The sequence below is a fragment of the Microbacterium sp. F1-18 genome (assembly GCF_052921305.1).
In genome coordinates, this window is sequence record NZ_JBREVD010000001.1 from 491,759 (window position 1) to 508,099 (window position 16,341).

The 16,341-nt window shown below is 72.6% G+C and carries 11 protein-coding genes and 1 pseudogene; 5 read left to right on the forward strand and 7 right to left on the reverse strand.

Annotated features, from left to right (window positions below; all coding sequences use genetic code 11):
- Positions 1–110 precede the first annotated feature (110 nt).
- Positions 111–251, forward strand: a pseudogene (locus tag ACU6RU_RS02390) (DapH/DapD/GlmU-related protein); the annotation flags it as partial.
- A 1,228-nt stretch (positions 252–1,479) separates the two neighbouring features.
- Here the strand turns inward: ACU6RU_RS02390 and ACU6RU_RS02395 are convergent.
- The 7 genes from ACU6RU_RS02395 to ACU6RU_RS02425 all read right to left on the reverse strand — a co-directional run bounded on the left by ACU6RU_RS02395 (position 1,480) and on the right by ACU6RU_RS02425 (position 10,418).
- Entirely contained in the window at positions 1,480–2,592 is a 1,113-nt protein-coding gene (locus tag ACU6RU_RS02395) for a glycerate kinase (RefSeq protein ID WP_289330886.1), read from the reverse strand.
- Position 2,593: 1 nt separating this feature from the next.
- Complete coding sequence (locus ACU6RU_RS02400; protein ID WP_289330885.1) at positions 2,594–3,631, reverse strand: LacI family DNA-binding transcriptional regulator; 1,038 nt, start codon at positions 3,629–3,631, stop codon at positions 2,594–2,596.
- A 9-nt stretch (positions 3,632–3,640) separates the two neighbouring features.
- Positions 3,641–4,525 (reverse strand): sugar phosphate isomerase/epimerase family protein, encoded by an 885-nt coding sequence (locus ACU6RU_RS02405; protein ID WP_446725807.1) that lies wholly within the window; start codon positions 4,523–4,525, stop codon positions 3,641–3,643.
- Positions 4,522–5,724: a dihydrodipicolinate synthase family protein gene (locus tag ACU6RU_RS02410; RefSeq protein ID WP_289330884.1), complete on the reverse strand. Its 1,203-nt coding sequence runs from the start codon at positions 5,722–5,724 to the stop codon at positions 4,522–4,524. Before ACU6RU_RS02410 ends, ACU6RU_RS02405 begins: the two co-directional genes overlap by 4 nt.
- Before the next feature lie 10 nt (positions 5,725–5,734).
- A complete protein-coding gene (locus ACU6RU_RS02415; RefSeq protein WP_289331459.1) occupies positions 5,735–6,859 on the reverse strand; it encodes a Gfo/Idh/MocA family protein in 1,125 nt (374 codons plus the stop codon).
- A 194-nt stretch (positions 6,860–7,053) separates the two neighbouring features.
- Complete coding sequence (locus tag ACU6RU_RS02420; protein WP_289330883.1) at positions 7,054–9,432, reverse strand: glycosyl hydrolase family 95 catalytic domain-containing protein; 2,379 nt, start codon at positions 9,430–9,432, stop codon at positions 7,054–7,056.
- The gene (locus tag ACU6RU_RS02425; protein WP_289330882.1) at positions 9,429–10,418 is read right to left on the reverse strand and encodes an aldo/keto reductase; all 990 of its coding nucleotides are present in this window, start codon (positions 10,416–10,418) and stop codon (positions 9,429–9,431) included. Before ACU6RU_RS02425 ends, ACU6RU_RS02420 begins: the two co-directional genes overlap by 4 nt.
- A gap of 64 nt (positions 10,419–10,482) precedes the next feature.
- Here ACU6RU_RS02425 and ACU6RU_RS02430 point away from each other — a divergent pair, with 64 nt between their 5' ends.
- Genes ACU6RU_RS02430 through ACU6RU_RS02445 form a run of 4 tightly spaced genes read left to right on the forward strand, consistent with a single transcriptional unit; the run spans position 10,483 to position 16,334 of the window.
- A complete protein-coding gene (locus ACU6RU_RS02430) occupies positions 10,483–11,691 on the forward strand; it encodes an ROK family transcriptional regulator (RefSeq protein ID WP_289330881.1) in 1,209 nt (402 codons plus the stop codon).
- Positions 11,684–12,631, forward strand: coding sequence for a BadF/BadG/BcrA/BcrD ATPase family protein (locus tag ACU6RU_RS02435; RefSeq protein WP_289330880.1), 948 nt, complete (start codon positions 11,684–11,686; stop codon positions 12,629–12,631). Before ACU6RU_RS02430 ends, ACU6RU_RS02435 begins: the two co-directional genes overlap by 8 nt.
- A complete protein-coding gene (locus ACU6RU_RS02440) occupies positions 12,628–13,386 on the forward strand; it encodes a glucosamine-6-phosphate deaminase (RefSeq protein WP_289330879.1) in 759 nt (252 codons plus the stop codon). The genes ACU6RU_RS02435 and ACU6RU_RS02440 overlap by 4 nt, the downstream gene beginning before the upstream one ends.
- Entirely contained in the window at positions 13,383–16,334 is a 2,952-nt protein-coding gene (locus ACU6RU_RS02445) for a glycoside hydrolase family 2 TIM barrel-domain containing protein (protein ID WP_446725808.1), read from the forward strand. The genes ACU6RU_RS02440 and ACU6RU_RS02445 overlap by 4 nt, the downstream gene beginning before the upstream one ends.
- Positions 16,335–16,341 lie beyond the last annotated feature (7 nt).

Below are 16,341 nucleotides of genomic sequence, written 5' to 3' on the forward strand. Positions count from 1 at the left end.
TCGGCGCGGATTGCTCGGTGAACCCGTCGACCGTCGTCCGCGGCGACGTGGTCTTCGGCGACGGCGTCCGGATGGGCGCGCACAGTTCGGTGCTCGGATTCAACCATTCGATGGAGCCCGGGACACCGGTCTTCCGGCAGCCGCTCACCAGCCGCGGCATTCGCATCGGCGACGACGTGTGGATCGGCTCGCACGTCGTCGTGCTCGACGGGGTCACCGTGGGGGCGTCGGCGGTGCTCGCGGCAGGCGCGGTCGTCACGAAGGACGTGCCCGCCGGTGCGATCGTCGGCGGCAACCCCGCCCGTCTGCTGCGCTGGAGGGTTCCGCCCGAGGACGGGGTCTCGGTGCCGAGCGGCCTGCGCGCGCGTGTGGCCGACTTCGCCGACCGCGCTCGCGCCGAGGCCGGCGAGGTGCTCCGGCGTTCGCTCGACCCCGACACCGGGCTGTACGCCGACCGGCCGGGCGCTGCGCCGACGGTGCGGGCGCAGGGCGATGCCGTCGAGATCGCCGATCTCCTGCTGGGGTCGACGCCGCCCGGCAGCGACCGTTCCGAGCTCGTCGCCCGGCTGCGCGGCTGGCAGGACCCGGCGACGGGCGCCGTGCCGCCGCTCGGCGCGGTCGACGTCCCGGCCTGGGATGACGGCGACGCGGCCTATCACGTGCTCTCCACCGGGTATGCGCTCGACCTGCTGGGGTCGGCGTTCGCTCATCCCCTCGGCATGATCTCCGACGCGACGGCCGACTCCGTCATCGCACGACTCGACGCGCTGCCCTGGGGCACCGACCCCTGGAACGCCGGGCATCACGTCGACGCCATGGGCACGGCGCTGCTCTGGGCGCGGCGCCGGGGCGACCGGATCGCGCCGGGCGTCGCCGAGGCACTGTTCGGGTGGCTCGTCACGCACGCCGACGCCGCGAGCGGCATGTGGGGACGCGCCGGCGCCGACCGCGGCCTGCTGCTCGTCGTCAACGGCTTTTACCGGGCATCGCGCGGGACCTTCGCGCAGCACGGCATCCCGGTTCCCCATCCCGAAGCCGTCATCGACACGGTGCTGCGGCACGCCCGCGACGAGCGGTGGTTCGCCCCGTCACGACTCGACGCCTGCAATGTGCTCGACATCGCGCACCCGCTCTGGCTCACGCGGGCAGCCGGATACCGCCGTGCCGAGGTCGATGACCTCGCAACGCGCCTCCTCGATCAGGTGCTGGGAGGCTGGCAGCCGGGCGCGGGAATGAGCTTCCGGCTCGCCGAGAGGGAACCGGGGCTGCAGGGCACCGAGATGTGGCTCGCGATCGTCTGGTACCTCGCCGACCTGCTCGGCGTCTCGGACGCCCTGGGCTACCGTCCCCGCGGCGTCCACCGGCCTGAGCCCGCGGCATCCTCGCATCACTCACTCAATGCACGGCCAAGCGCCGAATGAACGGCCTTCCTGCGTGAGCAAGTCGTGCGCTCGCGGCGAAGCCGTTCACTCGGGCGAGTCAACGGCCGAGCGCCGCGCCCGCCGCGCGGAGCCAGCGGGCGGGTTCGGCGAGCGAGGCCGCGGCGGATCCTGCGAGGTCAGTGAGCGAGACGGATGACGCGAACGTCGCGGTGTCGGCGTCATCCGCGATCCGTCCCGCGACGAGAGCGACCGGCACCCCGGCTGCGCCAGCCAGTTCGGCGACGAAGGCGGGAACCTTGCCCGCCGCGGACTGCACGTCGAACGACCCTTCACCCGTGATGACGAGATCGGCTCCGGCGATGGCCTCGGCGAGGCCGATGAGCGCTGCGACCTCGCGAGCGCCGGGGCGCAGGCGAGCGCCCCACGCGAGCAGCCCGAACCCGGTGCCGCCGGCGGCTCCGGCCCCCGGTGTGCTCGCGTGCGAGCCGCCCCCGGGCACGAGGCCGGTGAGCCGGCGCAGGGCGGCATCGGCGGCGGCGACCTGAGCCGCGTCGAGGCCCTTCTGCGGTCCGAACACCGCGGCGGCTCCGCCCGCGCCCAGCAAGGGGTTCGACACGTCGCTGAGCACGTCGACGCCGCCCGTGGGGAGAGGCCGGAGCCCCGACAGGTCGGCGTGCGCGATATCGGCGAGGCCGCGGGCGCCGGGAGCGACATCGCGTCCGTCGGCATCCGTGAACCGGGCGCCGAGCGCTCTCAGCATCCCGACGCCGCCGTCGGTCGACGAGCTCGATCCGATGCCGAGCACGAGCCGCTCGACGCCGGCGTCGAGGGCGGCGGCGATCGCCTCGCCGAACCCGGTGGTGTCGGCGTCGAGGCCCCGCCGCCGGTCGCCCAGCAGTTCGATGCCCGACGTCGACGCGAGCTCGACGACGCCCACCGAGCCGCGGCCGGCGGCGATCCCGGGCAGCAGCAGCCACGAGGCTTCGACCCTCGTTCCGGCGGGACCGACGACGCTCACCGGCATCCGTCGCGCCCCGGGGATCGCGGTCGCGAAAGCGTCGAGCGTGCCCTCGCCTCCGTCGGCCATCGGGCGCAGTTCGAGAACGGCGCCGGCGTCGGCGGAGGCCCATCCCGCGGCGAGTTCACGGGCGGCCGCCGCGGCGGCGATGGACCCCTTGAAGCTGTCGATCGCGACGACGACCCGCGTCACGTCACGCGCTCCGTGGCGGGGTGCTCTCGCGCACGAGCACCTCGAGCGGCAACGCGGCCGCGGCCGTGTCGGCGTCGCTGTCGACCGCGGCCTGCAACGCGCTGTACCCGACGTCGGCGAGCGGTACCCGGACGGTCGTCAGAGGCGGGGTCACGTCGCGACCGGTCGGGATGTCGTCGAAGCCGGCGAGGGCGATGTCGGCGCCGGGCTCGCGTCCCGCGGCACGCACCGCGGTGAGGGCTCCGATGGCGACGACGTCGCTGATGCCGAAGACGACCGTTCCCGGTTTCACGCCGTCGGCGAGGGCGGCCGTCATCGCCTCGGCGCCCGCCTCGCGGCTGAAGCCGCCGCGGTAGACGCGCGGCTCTGCTCCGCCACCGTTCGTGAAGCCGTCGGTGAAACCGGCGAGGCGGTCGTCGCTGGTCACGACGCCGTCGGCGGCCGCGAGCACGATCGCCGACCGGTATCCACGCGCGGCGAGCGCGGCCCCGAGCTCGCGGGCGCCGCCGCGGTTGTCGATGGCGATACTGCGGATGCCGGGCGCGCCCGGGCCCAGCGCGACGACGGTTCCGCCGCTCGCGGCGATGAGGTCGAGCTCGGTTCTCAGCTCATCCGACATCTCGCGCGAGGTGCGGGAGGCGGCGAGGATGATGCCGCGGGGACGCTGGCCGCGCAGCGCCCGCACGAGCCGCAGCTCACGCGCGGGATCGCGCTCGGTGATGGCGACGGTGACGACGAGTCCGGCCTCGTCGGCGCCGCGCGCGACGCCGGCCGCGAGCTGCCCGAAGTACGGGTCGGCGATGTCGGCCACCAGCAGCGCCACGATCGCGGCGGTGCCGCGGGCCGTCGCCTGCGCCGACAGGTTGGCGGTGTAGCCGAGCCGGGCCGCGGCCTGCTCGACGCGTTCGCGATAGGCGTCGGCGACCTTGCGGGTCGATCCGTTCAGCGCCCGTGAGGCGGTCGCGAGCGACACCCCGGCTTCTCTCGCCACATCGTGCAGCGTGGCCGAGCCACGCGGCGACATCCCCGTCTGTCCCACGAGCCGAGTCTATGGGGTGGGGGTGCGCGCGCCGGCGAGGTGCGGCGTCACGACGGCGCCGAATGCCTCGGCGGTGCGGCGCACGACGACGGCGGGATCAGCGGCCCAGATGTCGGCGTTGAAGATCTCGACCTCGATATCACGGTCGTATCCCGTCGCCTCGACGGCCCGGGTCAGCGACGCGAAGTCGATGACCCCGTCGCCCGGGTAGTGACGGCTGAGAAGCACGTCCGCGGGCAGCGGCGTCTTCCAGTCGCACACCTGGTAGGTCGTGATACGCCCCTCGCGGCCGGCGCGCTCGATGGCGGACACGACGTCGGGGTCCCAGAAGATGTGGAACGTGTCGACCGTGGCGCCGACGACCTCGGGCTCGAAGTCCGCCGCGATGTCGAGAGCCTGACCGAGGGTGGAGACGACGCAGCGGTCGGAGGCGAACATCGGATGCAGCGGCTCGATCGCCAGCGTCACCCCCGCCGCCTTCGCGTGCGGAGCGAGCTCGCCGATCGCATCGCGGACGCGCTCGCGCGCCCCCGCGATGTCGCGCGAACCCTCGGGCAGCCCACCCGCGACGAGCACGAGGATCGCGGTCGATCCGGGAGCCCCGGCGGCGGCGAGCGCGGCGGCCTCGTCGATCGCGACGCGGTTGTCGTCGATCGACGAGCGCCGGGCGGGCCCCTCCGGCATCGTGAAGAAACCCGCCCGGCAGTGTGTGGTGAACCGCAGGCCCGAGTCGGTCAGCATGGCGGCCGCCGTCGCGAGGCCGACCTCCTGCACGGGCTCGCGCCACAGGCCGATCGCCTCGATCCCGGCCTCCGCCGTGACCCGCAGCGCGGTGGCGAGATCGGCGTACTTGATCGTCGCCTGGTTGATCGACAGGCGCGGGTCGACGCTCATGCCTCGACCCCGTTCAGACGCAGCATCGCGTGCCAGCGGTCGGCGGCGAGCTCCGGCTGCTCGAGTGCGTGCGACGCGTTCGCGAGCTCGACGATGCGCGAGAGGTGCGGGAGGCTGCGCGCCGAGTGCAGTCCGCCGACCATCTGGAACGCCGCCTGGTGACCGTTCAGCCACGACAGGAAGGCCACGCCGGTCTTGTAGTAGAAGGTCGGCGCGGCGAACACCTGCCGGCTGAGCTCTTCGGTCGGTCCGAGAATCGCGAGATACCGGTCGGCATCGCCGTAATCCAGAGCCTGGATGGCCGCGGAGGCGACGGGCGTGATGGCCGCGAACGCGCCGAGCAGCGCGTCCGAGTGCTGGCGCGCCGAGGCCGGGTCGCGGTCGGGCTGGGTCGCTTGCGGCACGTCGGCGCCGCCGATGAGTCCGACGTAGTTGAAGTCGTCGCCGGTGAACATGCGCACGCCCTCGGGCAGGCGCTCGCGCACCGACACCTCGGACGAGGCGTCGAGAAGGCTCATCTTCACGCCCGCGACTCTGTCGGCGTTCTCGCCGATGATCTCGACGAGGACGTCGGATGCCGCGCGCCAGTCGGGCGAGCCGAAGTAGCCCGCGAGGCTGGGATCGAAGGCGGTGCCGAGCCAGTGCAGGACGACGGGGCCGGATGCCGCGGCGAGCACCTCGCGGTACACCCGGCGGTAGTCGTCGGCCGATGACGCCGCTCGGGCGAGGTGCCGCGACGCCATGAGCACGGGCCCAGCGCCCTGCTCCTCGGTGAACGCCAGCTGGCTCTTGTAGGCGTCGATGACCTGGTCGAGCGAGATGTGCTCGTCATCGATGTGGTCGGTGTTGACGCCGACGACGACCGAGCCGCCCTCCTCGCGAGCGACCTCTGCCGAGCGGGCGATGAGCTCGCGCGTGGCGGCGGCGTCGAGGCCCATGTTCCGCTGCGCGGTGTCCATGGCGTCGGCGACGCCGAGCCCCCACGAGTACACGGCGCGGCGGAAGCCGAGGGTGGCGTCCCAATCGATCTGCGCCGGCTGTCCAGGCGTGTTGTCCGCCGAGACGACGGGGACCACATGGGCCGCCGCGTACGCGACACGACTGCGCAGCGCGGTCTTGGGTCGGGCGAAGCCGGGGGCCTCGCCCAGCGGAACGGAGGTGATGGCGCCGTCGGCGCCGAGGAGGGTGAGATCGGTCATCGTGCGGCGCTCAGATGCTGAGGGTCGGCAGCTCGACCTTGCGGCCCTCGCGGCTCGACTGCAGGCCCGCCTCGGCGAGCTGCACGCCCCGGGCGCCGGCGAGCAGGTCGAACTCGTAGGGGGTCTCGGTCACGTACGAGGTGAGGAACTCCTCCCACTGCTGACGGAAGCCGTTGAGGAAGACGTCGTTGGTGGGCACGTTCTGCCAGTCGGCGTCGTAGTCGTGCGTGTCTTCGAGGTCGGGGTTCCACACCGGCTTGGGGGTGGCGTTGCGGGGCTGGATCTTCGCGCCGAACAGACCCACGACGGCGGAGCCGTGCGTGCCGTCGACGTGGAACTCGACGAGCTCGTCGCGGTTGACGCGCACGGTCCACGACGAGTTGATCTGGGCGATCACTCCGCCCTCGAGCTCGAAGACGCCGTAGGCGGCATCCTCTGCCGTCGCGGTGTAGTGCTCGCCTCGCTCGTCCCAGCGGTCGGCGATGTGCACGGCGGCCTGCGCGTAGACGGTCTTGACGTCGCCGAAGAGGTTCTCGAGCACGTAGTTCCAGTGCGGGAACATGTCGACGATGATGCCGCCGCCGTCTTCGGCGCGGTAGTTCCAGCTCGGCCGCTGCGCGGGCTGCCAGTCGCCCTCGAACACCCAGTAGCCGAACTCACCGCGCACCGAGAGGATGCGGCCGAAGAAGCCCGAGTCGATGAGGCGCTTGAGCTTCTGCAGTCCCGGGAGGTAGAGCTTGTCGTGCACGACGCCGGTCTTGACGCCGGCTTCCGCGGCGAGCTTGGCGAGCTCGAGCGCTTCGTCGACGGATTCGGCGGTGGGCTTCTCGGTGTAGATGGTCTTGCCGGCGGCGATCGCCTTGCGCAGCGCCGTCGCGCGGGCCTTCGTGACGAGGAAGTCGGCGTAGATCTCCCACCGGGGATCGGCCAGGGCTGCGTCGAGGTCGGTCGTGTAGTCCTCGATGCCGTGCTTGGCGGCGAGGTCGGCGAGCTTCGCCTCGCTGCGGCCGACGAGGAGCGGCTTGACCGTGACCTTCGTGCCGTCGGGCAGTTCGATGCCGCCCTGGTCTCGGATCGCGAGGATCGAGCGGACGAGGTGCTGGCGGTAGCCCATCCGGCCCGAGACGCCGTTCATGATGATGCCGATCTCGCGGACCTGCGGGGCGGTCGCCGTGGCCGGCGCGGGGCTGAGGGTGGTCGTCTCTGACACGGGCGTTCCTTTTCTTCGTCCGCTCACCGATGAGATGGTAAGCGCTTTCCCATACTGTAGATGGCGGCTTGGTCCGCGCGCAAGCCGCAACGCGTCGCCCCTCCGGAGAGGGGCGCGGGTCAGCCGCCGTCGAGCTCGACGGGGCGGCCGGCGTGGAGCTCGACGCGCGCAGAGCCACCGGGCCACCGCACGAGCCGGCTGCCGACAGCGGCATCCGTCTCCGCCGTCAGGCGCGCGGATGACAGCCGCGCGCCGGTATCCGACATCGCCCACGCGAGGTCGACGACGATTCCCGGCCGGGCGCGCAGGCCCCGGATCCGGCCCCCGCCGATCGAGGCCGGCACCGCGGGCAGCAGCTCGATGTCATCCCGGTGCGACTGCAGCAGGCACTCCGCGATCGCCGCGGTGTAGCCGAGGTTCCCGTCGATCTGGAACGGCGGGTGCGCCGCCAGCAGCGACGGGTACAGCCCGCCCACCTCCGCGTCGCGGGGCAACGTCATGTCGCGGAACACCAGCTTCAGCAGCGCATCGACCCGCTCGGGCTCGCGCAGCCGCGCGCGGAGCGCGAGCTTCCAGGCGAGCGACCATCCGGTCGCGTCGTCGCCCCGCATGTCGAGGAAGCGCGAGGCGGCACGGCGATGCTCCTCGCCGAGATCGTCGGACCCGGGATACACGAACGCGACCGGGGAGACATGCCGATGATGCGGATCGACGGCATCGGGGTCACCGTCCCACTCCGCGATGCTGCCCGAGGCGGTGATGCGGACCGGCGCGAGCACGTCCAGCACCTCGCGGATGCGGCCGGCATCGGCATCCGCCGGGGCGTCGTGCCCGAGCTCCGCGGCGAGCGCGAGGTCGGCCGCGAGGTGCTCGCGGAGCAGCACGAGGTCGAGGGCGGCTCCGGTGGTGACCGCGGCACGTCCCCCGTCCGGGGTGCGGTAGTCGTTCTCGGGGGATGTCGACAGGAGGGTCGTGAACGTGCCGTCAGGAGCACGATGCACCCAGTCGAGCGCGAACAGCGACGCCTGCCGGATGATGCGGTGCGCACGCCGGCGCGAAGCAGCGTCTCCCCCGCCGAACCGGTGCCGCTCCTCGAGGTGTCGGCACAGCCAGAATCCGGCCATCGGCCAGAAGGCCCATTGCGCGTCGTGGACGCCGTTTCCGACCGGCTGCGTGTACGCCCACGCGTCGGTGTTGTGGTGCGCGGCCCAGCCACGAGCCCCGTAGAGGCGACGCGCCGTCTCGCGGCCGTTGTCGGCGAGCGCCTCGATGAGGTCGAGCAGCGGTTCCTCGGTCTCGGCGAGGGCGGTTGTGTGCGCCGCCCAGTAGTTCATCTGCACATTGATGTTGGTCGTGTAGTTCGAACTCCACGGCGGCCGCATCTCGCCGTTCCAGATTCCCTGGAGGGTCGCCGGAAGACCTCCGGGACGTGAGGAGCAGATCAGCAGGTATCGCCCGTAGTGGAAGAGCAGCGCGGCGAGGCCGGGGTCGCGCGCGGGTTCCGCTCCTTCCCCCGCGTCGCCGCCGACATCGATCGCCCGCAGCCGCACGTCGGTGGGAGCATCAGGCGGCGGCGCATCGAGATCGAGCTCGACTCGCCCGTAGAGACGCTCATGGTCACCGAGCTGCGCAGCGCGCACACGGTCGATGCCGTCGGCGAGCGCGCGTTCGATACGGGCGACGGCGCGGTCGGCCACATCCTCCGCCCGCCCCCGCGGTGACACGCCGATGCGGGTGAAGGTCGTCTCGACGGCGATGATGAGCCGGAGCGTGCGGATGCCGCGCAGTGGGCGCTCGGGGTCGCGAGCGTCGGAGACGACCCGCACCACCACGGCCCCCTCGACGACCTCGCTCTCGTCGTACACGATCGGCTCGTCGGACTCGTCGTGGGGCGGAACGACGTCGGAGGGCAGGCGGAAGAGCAGGGTGGTGGCGTCATCGCTCTCGACGCGAGCGAGTTCGCGCAGACCGGTCTCGAGGGCGAGTCCGACGTCGGTCAGGCCGGGAGTATCGATCTCGTGGATCATCACACCGTGCGGCGCGCTGATCCAGGTGCGCTGCGTCGACGGCGCGTCGACGGGTCCGGTGCGGACGGTGTGCGTGGCCGTGCGCAGATCGAGCGAACGCTCGTACCCGGCATGCTCGCGCAGGGCGTCCGCGCCGATGCCGGCGACAGACACGCGCAGGGTCGCCACGGGCAGATAGGCCTGCGTGTGCCGGTGCTGGAGGAGACGGACGGCCTCGTCGGCATCGCCGAACCGCTCGTCCCGCATCGCCTCACGGGCACGCGCGAGGGCCGCGGCGGCCGCGTCGGCGCCGACGGTCGGCGGCATCCGCTCGCTTGCGGGGCTGCCCGACCACGCCGTCTCCTCATTGAGGACGAAGACCGCTTCGGCCGGGTCGCCGAAGCACATCGCCCCCAGGGAGCCGTTGCCGATCGGCAGCGCGTCGGTCCACTCCCGTGCCGGCGCCGCGTATCGCAGGACGTGCTCGCTCACGCACCGCCTCCGGTCCGGTCACGGCGCGACTCGGCGTCGAGATCGGCCCACAGCGCGTCGGGCAGCGGCTCGTCGTCGTCGAACGACCCCGGCACCTGGGAGGGGTCGCCGATGCCGAGGACCACGGAGACGACGGCGGGATGCCGCAGCGCGAACACCCGCGCCGCGCGGGACAGCTCGACGCCGTGGGCGGCGCAGACGTCCGCCAGTCGCGTGGCGCGCGCGATGATCTCGTCCGATGCGGGGGCGTAATCGTAGAAGCTCGTCGGCCCGGGGCGCCGGGTCGCCAGAATGCCGGAGTTGTAGACGCCGGCGGCGACGACGGCGACGCCGTGCTCGAGCGCCGCGGGCAGGAGCCGCTCCGATGCCGTGCGGTCGAGGAGGGTGTAGCGGCCCGCGATCATCACCACATCCGCCAGTCCCGTCTCGACGACCCGCGTCGCTGCAGCGGCATTCGTCGTCCCGATGCCGATCGCGGAGACATGACCGGCCTCGCGCAGCTCGACGAGGGCGGGGAGCGCCTCGTTCACGGCGACGTCGAGCTGGTCGTCGGGATCGTGAAGGTAGAGGATGTCGACCGCATCGAGCCCCAGGCGCTCGAGCGATCGCTCCCACGACTCGCGCACGCCACGAGCGGAGAAGTCCCACCGGCGGGCGAGGTTCGCGGGCACGACGAACCCGCCGGGGTCGCGCTGGGCGGCACCACCGGGATTCGGGACGAGCAGGCGGCCCACCTTCGTCGAGACGACGTACTGCTCGCGCGGTCGGTCGCGCAGCGCGTCGCCCAATCTGCGCTCCGCCAGCCCGAGGCCGTAGTGCGGAGCGGTGTCGAACATGCGCACGCCGCGGTCCCAGCTCGCGTCGACGATCCGGCGAGCGCGGTCGTCATCGATCGCAGCGAAGAGGTTGCCGAGCGGGCCGGTGCCGAGCCCCCATCTCCCCATCGCCGAGAGGAGGTCGGGCCTCGATCGCACATCGGGTGTCATCGTGCCTCCAGGAGCATCGGGGCGGGGTCGTGAGCTTTTTTATCAGTGCGAGATATATTCTGCAATGGTCGGACACCATGAGATCGAGGAACGCATGACGCCGGATGAGGCAGCCCCGAGCCGGGCGACGGCCACGACGCGCACCGTGACGCTGATCAATCAGACCGCGATCCTCGATGCGCTGCGCACCCGCGGCCCGCTGGGCCGCGTCGAGCTCGTCGAGGCCACCGGCCTCGCCACCGCGACCGTCCACCGGCTCTGCACGCGCTTGGTCGACGACGGCGCCATCGTGGTCGAGCGCGACCTCGGCGGCGCGATCGGTCGACCGACCCACCGCTACCGGTACGCCGGCGAGACCCGCAGCGTCATCGCCCTCGACGTGACCGACACCTGCGCCCGCGGTGCGCTCATCGACTTGAACGGCGATGTGCGCCACACCGAAGAGCGATCGCTCATCGGTGCGGACGGGGCCCTCGATCCCGCGTCGCGCCTGGACGGCACGCTCCGACTCGTCGACGACCTCCGCACGGCGGCCGCGCTGCGCGGCATCCCGGCCTACGGGGTCGGCGTGGCCGTCCCCGGCGTCGTCGCCCCCACCGGCCACGTCGGCGACTCCGTCGAACTCGGCTGGGTCGACGTGCCGCTGCGTGACCTCATCGCCGAGCGGACCGGCCTGCCCACCGTCGTCGAGAACGACGCCAACGCCGTCGCGGTCGGGGAATGGTCGCACGGAGCCGGGCGCGGAAGCGCGAACCTGGCCACCTTCGTGCTCGGTGTCGGGCTCGGCGCGGGTATCGTCGCCGACGGCCGGCTGCTCCGCGGCGCACGGGCCGCCGCGGGCGAGATCGGACACCTGATCGCCGATCGATCCGGTTTCACCCGCGCCCCCGCGGCCGGCGGCGACCTCGAGAGCCGCATCCTCGAACTCGGGGCGTCCCGTTCCCCGCTGGCCCGCCGGGAATCGACCCTCGGCATCCTCGACGAGTACGCCGACGGCTCCGACGCCGCGCGGGGGCCGGCCACCGAGCTCCTGGACTACATCGCGATGTCGGTGGCAGCTCTGGCGGTGGTCCTCGACTGCGGCGAGGTCATCCTCACCGGCGCCCTGCCCGAACGCGCCGGCGTGCTCGTCGACGAGATCGACCGGCGGCTCACGGGGCGCATCCCCGCGCCGCCGCGCATCCTCATCGGCGAGCTCGGCGAGCGCGCCGCCGTCGTGGGGATCGGGCAGCTCGCGATCGATCGCGTGAACGGAGCGCTCTACCTTGCCTGATCTTCTCCCCCTCCCCGCATCCGGCCCGGTGGTCGGCGTCGACGTCGGCGGGACCAAGACGCAGATCGTCGCCTCCGGCGGTGGAACCGACGTCAACGTGGTCGTTCCCAGTCCGAGCTGGCGGCGCGGCTCGCTGTTCGACGACGTCGCGAACTTCGACCGGCTGAGCGATGCGGTGCTGTCCGCTGTCGGGACGCCTCCGGCGGTGACGGTCGTCGGCGCCCACGGGGTCGACAACGCCGGCCAGCGGCGGCGCGCGAAAACGCTTCTGGGCGAGCGGCTCCCGGGGCTCGTCGACGTCGTCAACGACGCCCTGCTGCTCGCGCCCGCCATGCGGCGCGACACCGCCATCTGCGTCATCGCCGGCACCGGTTCGATCGTCGTGGGCACCGGGCCGGACGGAGCGCCCATCACCGCAGACGGGCACGGCTGGCTCATCGCCGATGATGCGAGCGCTCCCGGCCTCGCCCGCGGCGCGGTGCTGGCCGTCCTGCGCGCCGTCGACCGCGACGGACCCGTGGCACTCGGCGACCCCCTCGCTCAGTCGTTGCTCGATGCGCTCGGCGCGCACGACACCGTCGAACTGGCGCTGCGCTTCCAGGCCGCGGCGAGCGAAGACGCCTGGGGCCGGCTGGCGCCACGGGTGTTCGAAGCTCTCGGCGCAGGATCGCCACTGGCGCGCGGTGTCGTCGAACGCGCAACGGCGCATCTCGCAGACCTCGTGATGGCGGTGCGCGCTCGCGGCGCCCGAGGCCACGATGTCATCGCCGCCGGTGGGGTGATGACGGCTCAGCCCGCGCTCTCGGCCGGGCTGCGGGCGGCCGTGGCCGCACGCGACGGGGCGCTGAGCGTCACGGTCCTCGACACGGCGCCCGCTTTCGGGGCCCTCGCCCTCGCCCACCGTCTCGCCGCCCGCTCAGCAACGAAAGGCACCCCGTGAGGATCATCGTCTCCCCCGACCCCGTCGCGACCGGCGCGTCCGCCGCGCACGCGGTCGCTTCCGCGGCCGACCACCGCCCGGACCTCGTGCTCGGCGTCGCGACCGGCTCATCGCCCCAGCCGCTCTACCGGTCGCTCGCCATCCTCGTTCGCGCCGGGCTCGACCTGTCGTCGGCCACGGCCTTCGCGCTCGACGAGTACGCCGGCCTCGCTCCGGAGCACCCGCAGAGCTACCACTCCGTCATCGCCCGCGATGTGACCGCCCCGCTGCGCCTCGACCCCGACAGCGTGCACGTACCCGACGGCGCGGCAGCGGATGCCGACGCGGCGGCCGGGGCCTATGAGCGTGCCATCACACGGGCAGGCGGCGTCGACCTGCAGATCCTCGGCATCGGGACCAACGGGCACATCGGGTTCAACGAACCCGGGTCCCCCGCCGACTCCCGGACGCGCATCGTGGATCTGACCGCTCGGACGATCGCCGACAACAGCCGGTTCTTCCCCGACCCGGCTGAGCCGGTACCCACGCGGGCCCTCACGCAGGGGGTCGGGACGATCCTCGCGGCGCGGCGCATCGTCCTCGTCGCGACGGGCGAGCACAAGGCGGAGGCCGTCGCCCGCGCCGTCGCGGGTCCGGTGACCGCCGCCGTCCCGGCATCGTTCCTGCAGCGGCATCCCGACGTGACCTTCTTCCTCGACGAGACCGCGGCCTCCCGCCTCTCGCCGACCGTCCGCGTCCAGCCGGTGAACGCATGAGCGCGCCGGTCTTCGACATCGCTCGCATCGGCCCCGGCGAGGGATCGGAGCCGCCGCGGACACGGCTGCGATCGGACGCTCCCGCGCAACCTCTCGACGGCACGTGGCAGTTCCGTGTGAGCGCCTCGGTTCTCGACATCCCGGATGACACGTGGCTCGACGGAACGGCCGGGGTGTGGTCGGAGCTCGTGGTCCCGGGGCACTGGAACCTCAACGGTTTCGGGCTGCCCGCCTACTCGAACGTGCAGTTCCCGTTCCCGATCGATCCGCCGCATCCCCCCGACCACAACCCGATCGGCGACTACCGCCGCGCGTTCTCGCTCGACCCCGGACTCGCGGCGGCCGCCGCCGTTCCGGGCTCGCGGATCCTGCTGCGGTTCGACGGCATCGAGTCGGCGGCAGACGTGTTCCTCAACGGTGAGCGTCTCGGCTCGACGCGGGGAAGCCGGCTGACGCACGAGTTCGACGTGACGGGCATCGTCCGCCCTGCCGGCAACGTCATCGGAGTGCGCGTGGCGAAGTTCTCGGATGCGACGTACCTCGAGAACCAGGACATGTGGTGGCTGCCGGGCATCTTCCGCAGTGTCGAACTGCTCGCGCGTCCGTCGGGCGGCATCGACGACGCCTTCGTCACGGCCGACTACGACCCCGCCACGGGCCGCGGCGAGCTGGCCGTGCGCGTTGCCGCCGAGGGCGACGTCGGCGTCCGGATCCACGAGCTCGGCATCGACACGGTCGTCCGCGGCACCGGTCCCGGAACCGTCGACACCGCGCTCGCCCCCGCGCTCGTCGAGGCCGGCGAGGTCTCGCCGTGGTCCGCCGAGACGCCGCGCCTGTACGACGTCGTCCTGAGCACCGCCGCCGAACGCGTCTCGCTGCGCGTCGGATTCCGGCGCGTGGCGTCGGCCGACGGCATCCTGACCGTCAACGGTCGCCCCGTCACACTGCGGGGCGTCAATCGGCACGAGCACGATCCGGAGCACGGACGGGTGCACTCCGAAGCACTGGCCCGCCACGACATCGAGCTGATGAAGCAGCACAACATCAACGCGGTACGAACCTCGCACTATCCCCCGCACCCCGACTTCCTCGATCTCGCGGACGAGTACGGGCTCTACCTCATCGACGAGTGCGACCTCGAGACCCACGAGTACGAGTACGTCGAGTGGCGTGGGAACCCCAGCACGGACCCTGCGTGGCGCGAGGCGTTCCTCGACCGCATCCGCCGCACCGTGACCCGCGACCGGAATCACCCCAGCGTCATCCTGTGGTCGCTGGGGAACGAGTCCGGTGCCGGCTCGAACATCACCGCGATGGCCGATTGGGTGCGCGGCCACGATCCGTCGCGGCTCATCCACTACGAGGGCGATTGGTCCAGCCGCGACGTCGACGTCTACTCGCGCATGTACCCCTCGCACGAGGAAGTCCGACGGATCGGCGAGGAGGCGCTGCATCCCGCCGCATTCGACGCGACCGCCGACGAAGTGCGCCGGCGCGGACTGCCGTTCATCCTGTGCGAGTTCGGGCACGCGATGGGCAACAGCCCCGGCGGTGTGAAGGAGTATTGGGAGCTCGTCGAGCGGTACCCCCGCATCGCCGGAGCGTTCGTGTGGGAGTGGGTCGAGCACGGCATCGCCGTTCGCGACGAGACCGGGCGCCGCCTCATCCGATACGGCGGCGACTTCGGCGAGTCGGTGCACGACCACAACTTCGTCATCGACGGGCTCGTCAGCGCCGACCGCGAGCTGCGCCCGGGCCTCGTCGACTATGCGGCGATCATCGCGCCGGTCGTGTTCGAGATCGCCGCCGACCGGCGCGCGGCCGCCGTGATCAATCGCTACGACCACATCGATCTGTCGCACCTGCGTGTGCGCTGGCGACGCGAGCGAGACGGGGTGGTGGTCGCCGAGGGCGAGCTGGAGGTCGCGACCGCCCCGCGTCGACGCACGGAAGTCGCGCTTCCCCCCGCTGCTCGAGACGACCGCGCCGCTCCGGAGGTCGCCGATGTCCTCACCCTCGAAGCGGCGCTGCGCGACGAGACCTCATGGGCGTCGCCCGGCCACGTCGTCGCCCGCGGACAGCACGTGCGCGCCGGCGCACCGGCGCGGGAGGACGGGGTCGCGCCGGCCGCACACCTCTTCGACCGACGCGCCCGGCCGCTCGTCCTCGGCACCGCCCGCGTGGTCGACCCGCCGCGCCTGGGCATCTGGCGCGCACCCACCGACAACGACCGCGCTGCGGGCTGGGACGAGCCCGACCTGCCGCCCTACGCCGAGCGCTGGGCGACCGCACGAATGGACCGGATGCTGACGCGTCTGCGCGGAACGGAGCGCGATGACCTCGCGCTCACCGCGTGGACCCGCGACGGCACGCCGTCGTACGACGCGGCGATCGACGCGGTCTGGGCGTGGCGCGCGGTCGAGGACGGGATGCTGCTGCACCTGGACATCGAGCCGCACGGCCCGTGGGAGATCGACTGGGCACGGCTCGGCATCGACCTCGCCCTGGAGGGGGCGCCGGTCGGTCTCGACTTCGCGGGATACGGGCCGGGGCCGAGCTACCCGGACACCGACTCGGGCGTCCACTTCGGGTGGCATCGCGTGGGCGCGTCCGACCTCGTCACCCCGCACGTCCGCCCGCAGGAGAGCGGCTCGCGACGGGGTGTCCGCGACGCGACGATCCGCACCGAGACGGGAGACGTGCGGGTTCGCGTGCTCCAGGGCGGCAGCACGGATGCCGGCGTCGCCATCACGGTGTCGCCGTGGGATCGGCGCACCCTGGCCGACACGACGCACGCATCCCTTCTGCCCGCGCCCACGGCGACCCACCTCTCGATCGACATCGCGCAGTCGGGTGTCGGCACGGCGACCTGCGGCCCCGGAGTGCTCCCCCGATACCGTGTCCCCGCCTTCGCGGCATCCGTGCGCCTGTTGTTCAGCCCCGCCTGAGCGGTCG

Excerpts from the sequence above, each read along its gene's own strand:
- ACU6RU_RS02405 (WP_446725807.1), bottom strand. The coding sequence starts at position 4,525 with ATGAGCGTCGACCCGCGCCTGTCGATCAACCAGGCGACGATCAAGTAC.
- ACU6RU_RS02410 (WP_289330884.1), bottom strand. The coding sequence starts at position 5,724 with ATGACCGATCTCACCCTCCTCGGCGCCGACGGCGCCATCACCTCCGTT.
- ACU6RU_RS02415 (WP_289331459.1), bottom strand. The coding sequence starts at position 6,859 with ATGAACGGCGTCTCGGGCCGGATGGGCTACCGCCAGCACCTCGTCCGC.
- ACU6RU_RS02425 (WP_289330882.1), bottom strand. The coding sequence starts at position 10,418 with ATGACACCCGATGTGCGATCGAGGCCCGACCTCCTCTCGGCGATGGGG.
- ACU6RU_RS02430 (WP_289330881.1), top strand. The coding sequence starts at position 10,483 with ATGGTCGGACACCATGAGATCGAGGAACGCATGACGCCGGATGAGGCA.
- ACU6RU_RS02445 (WP_446725808.1), top strand. The coding sequence starts at position 13,383 with ATGAGCGCGCCGGTCTTCGACATCGCTCGCATCGGCCCCGGCGAGGGA.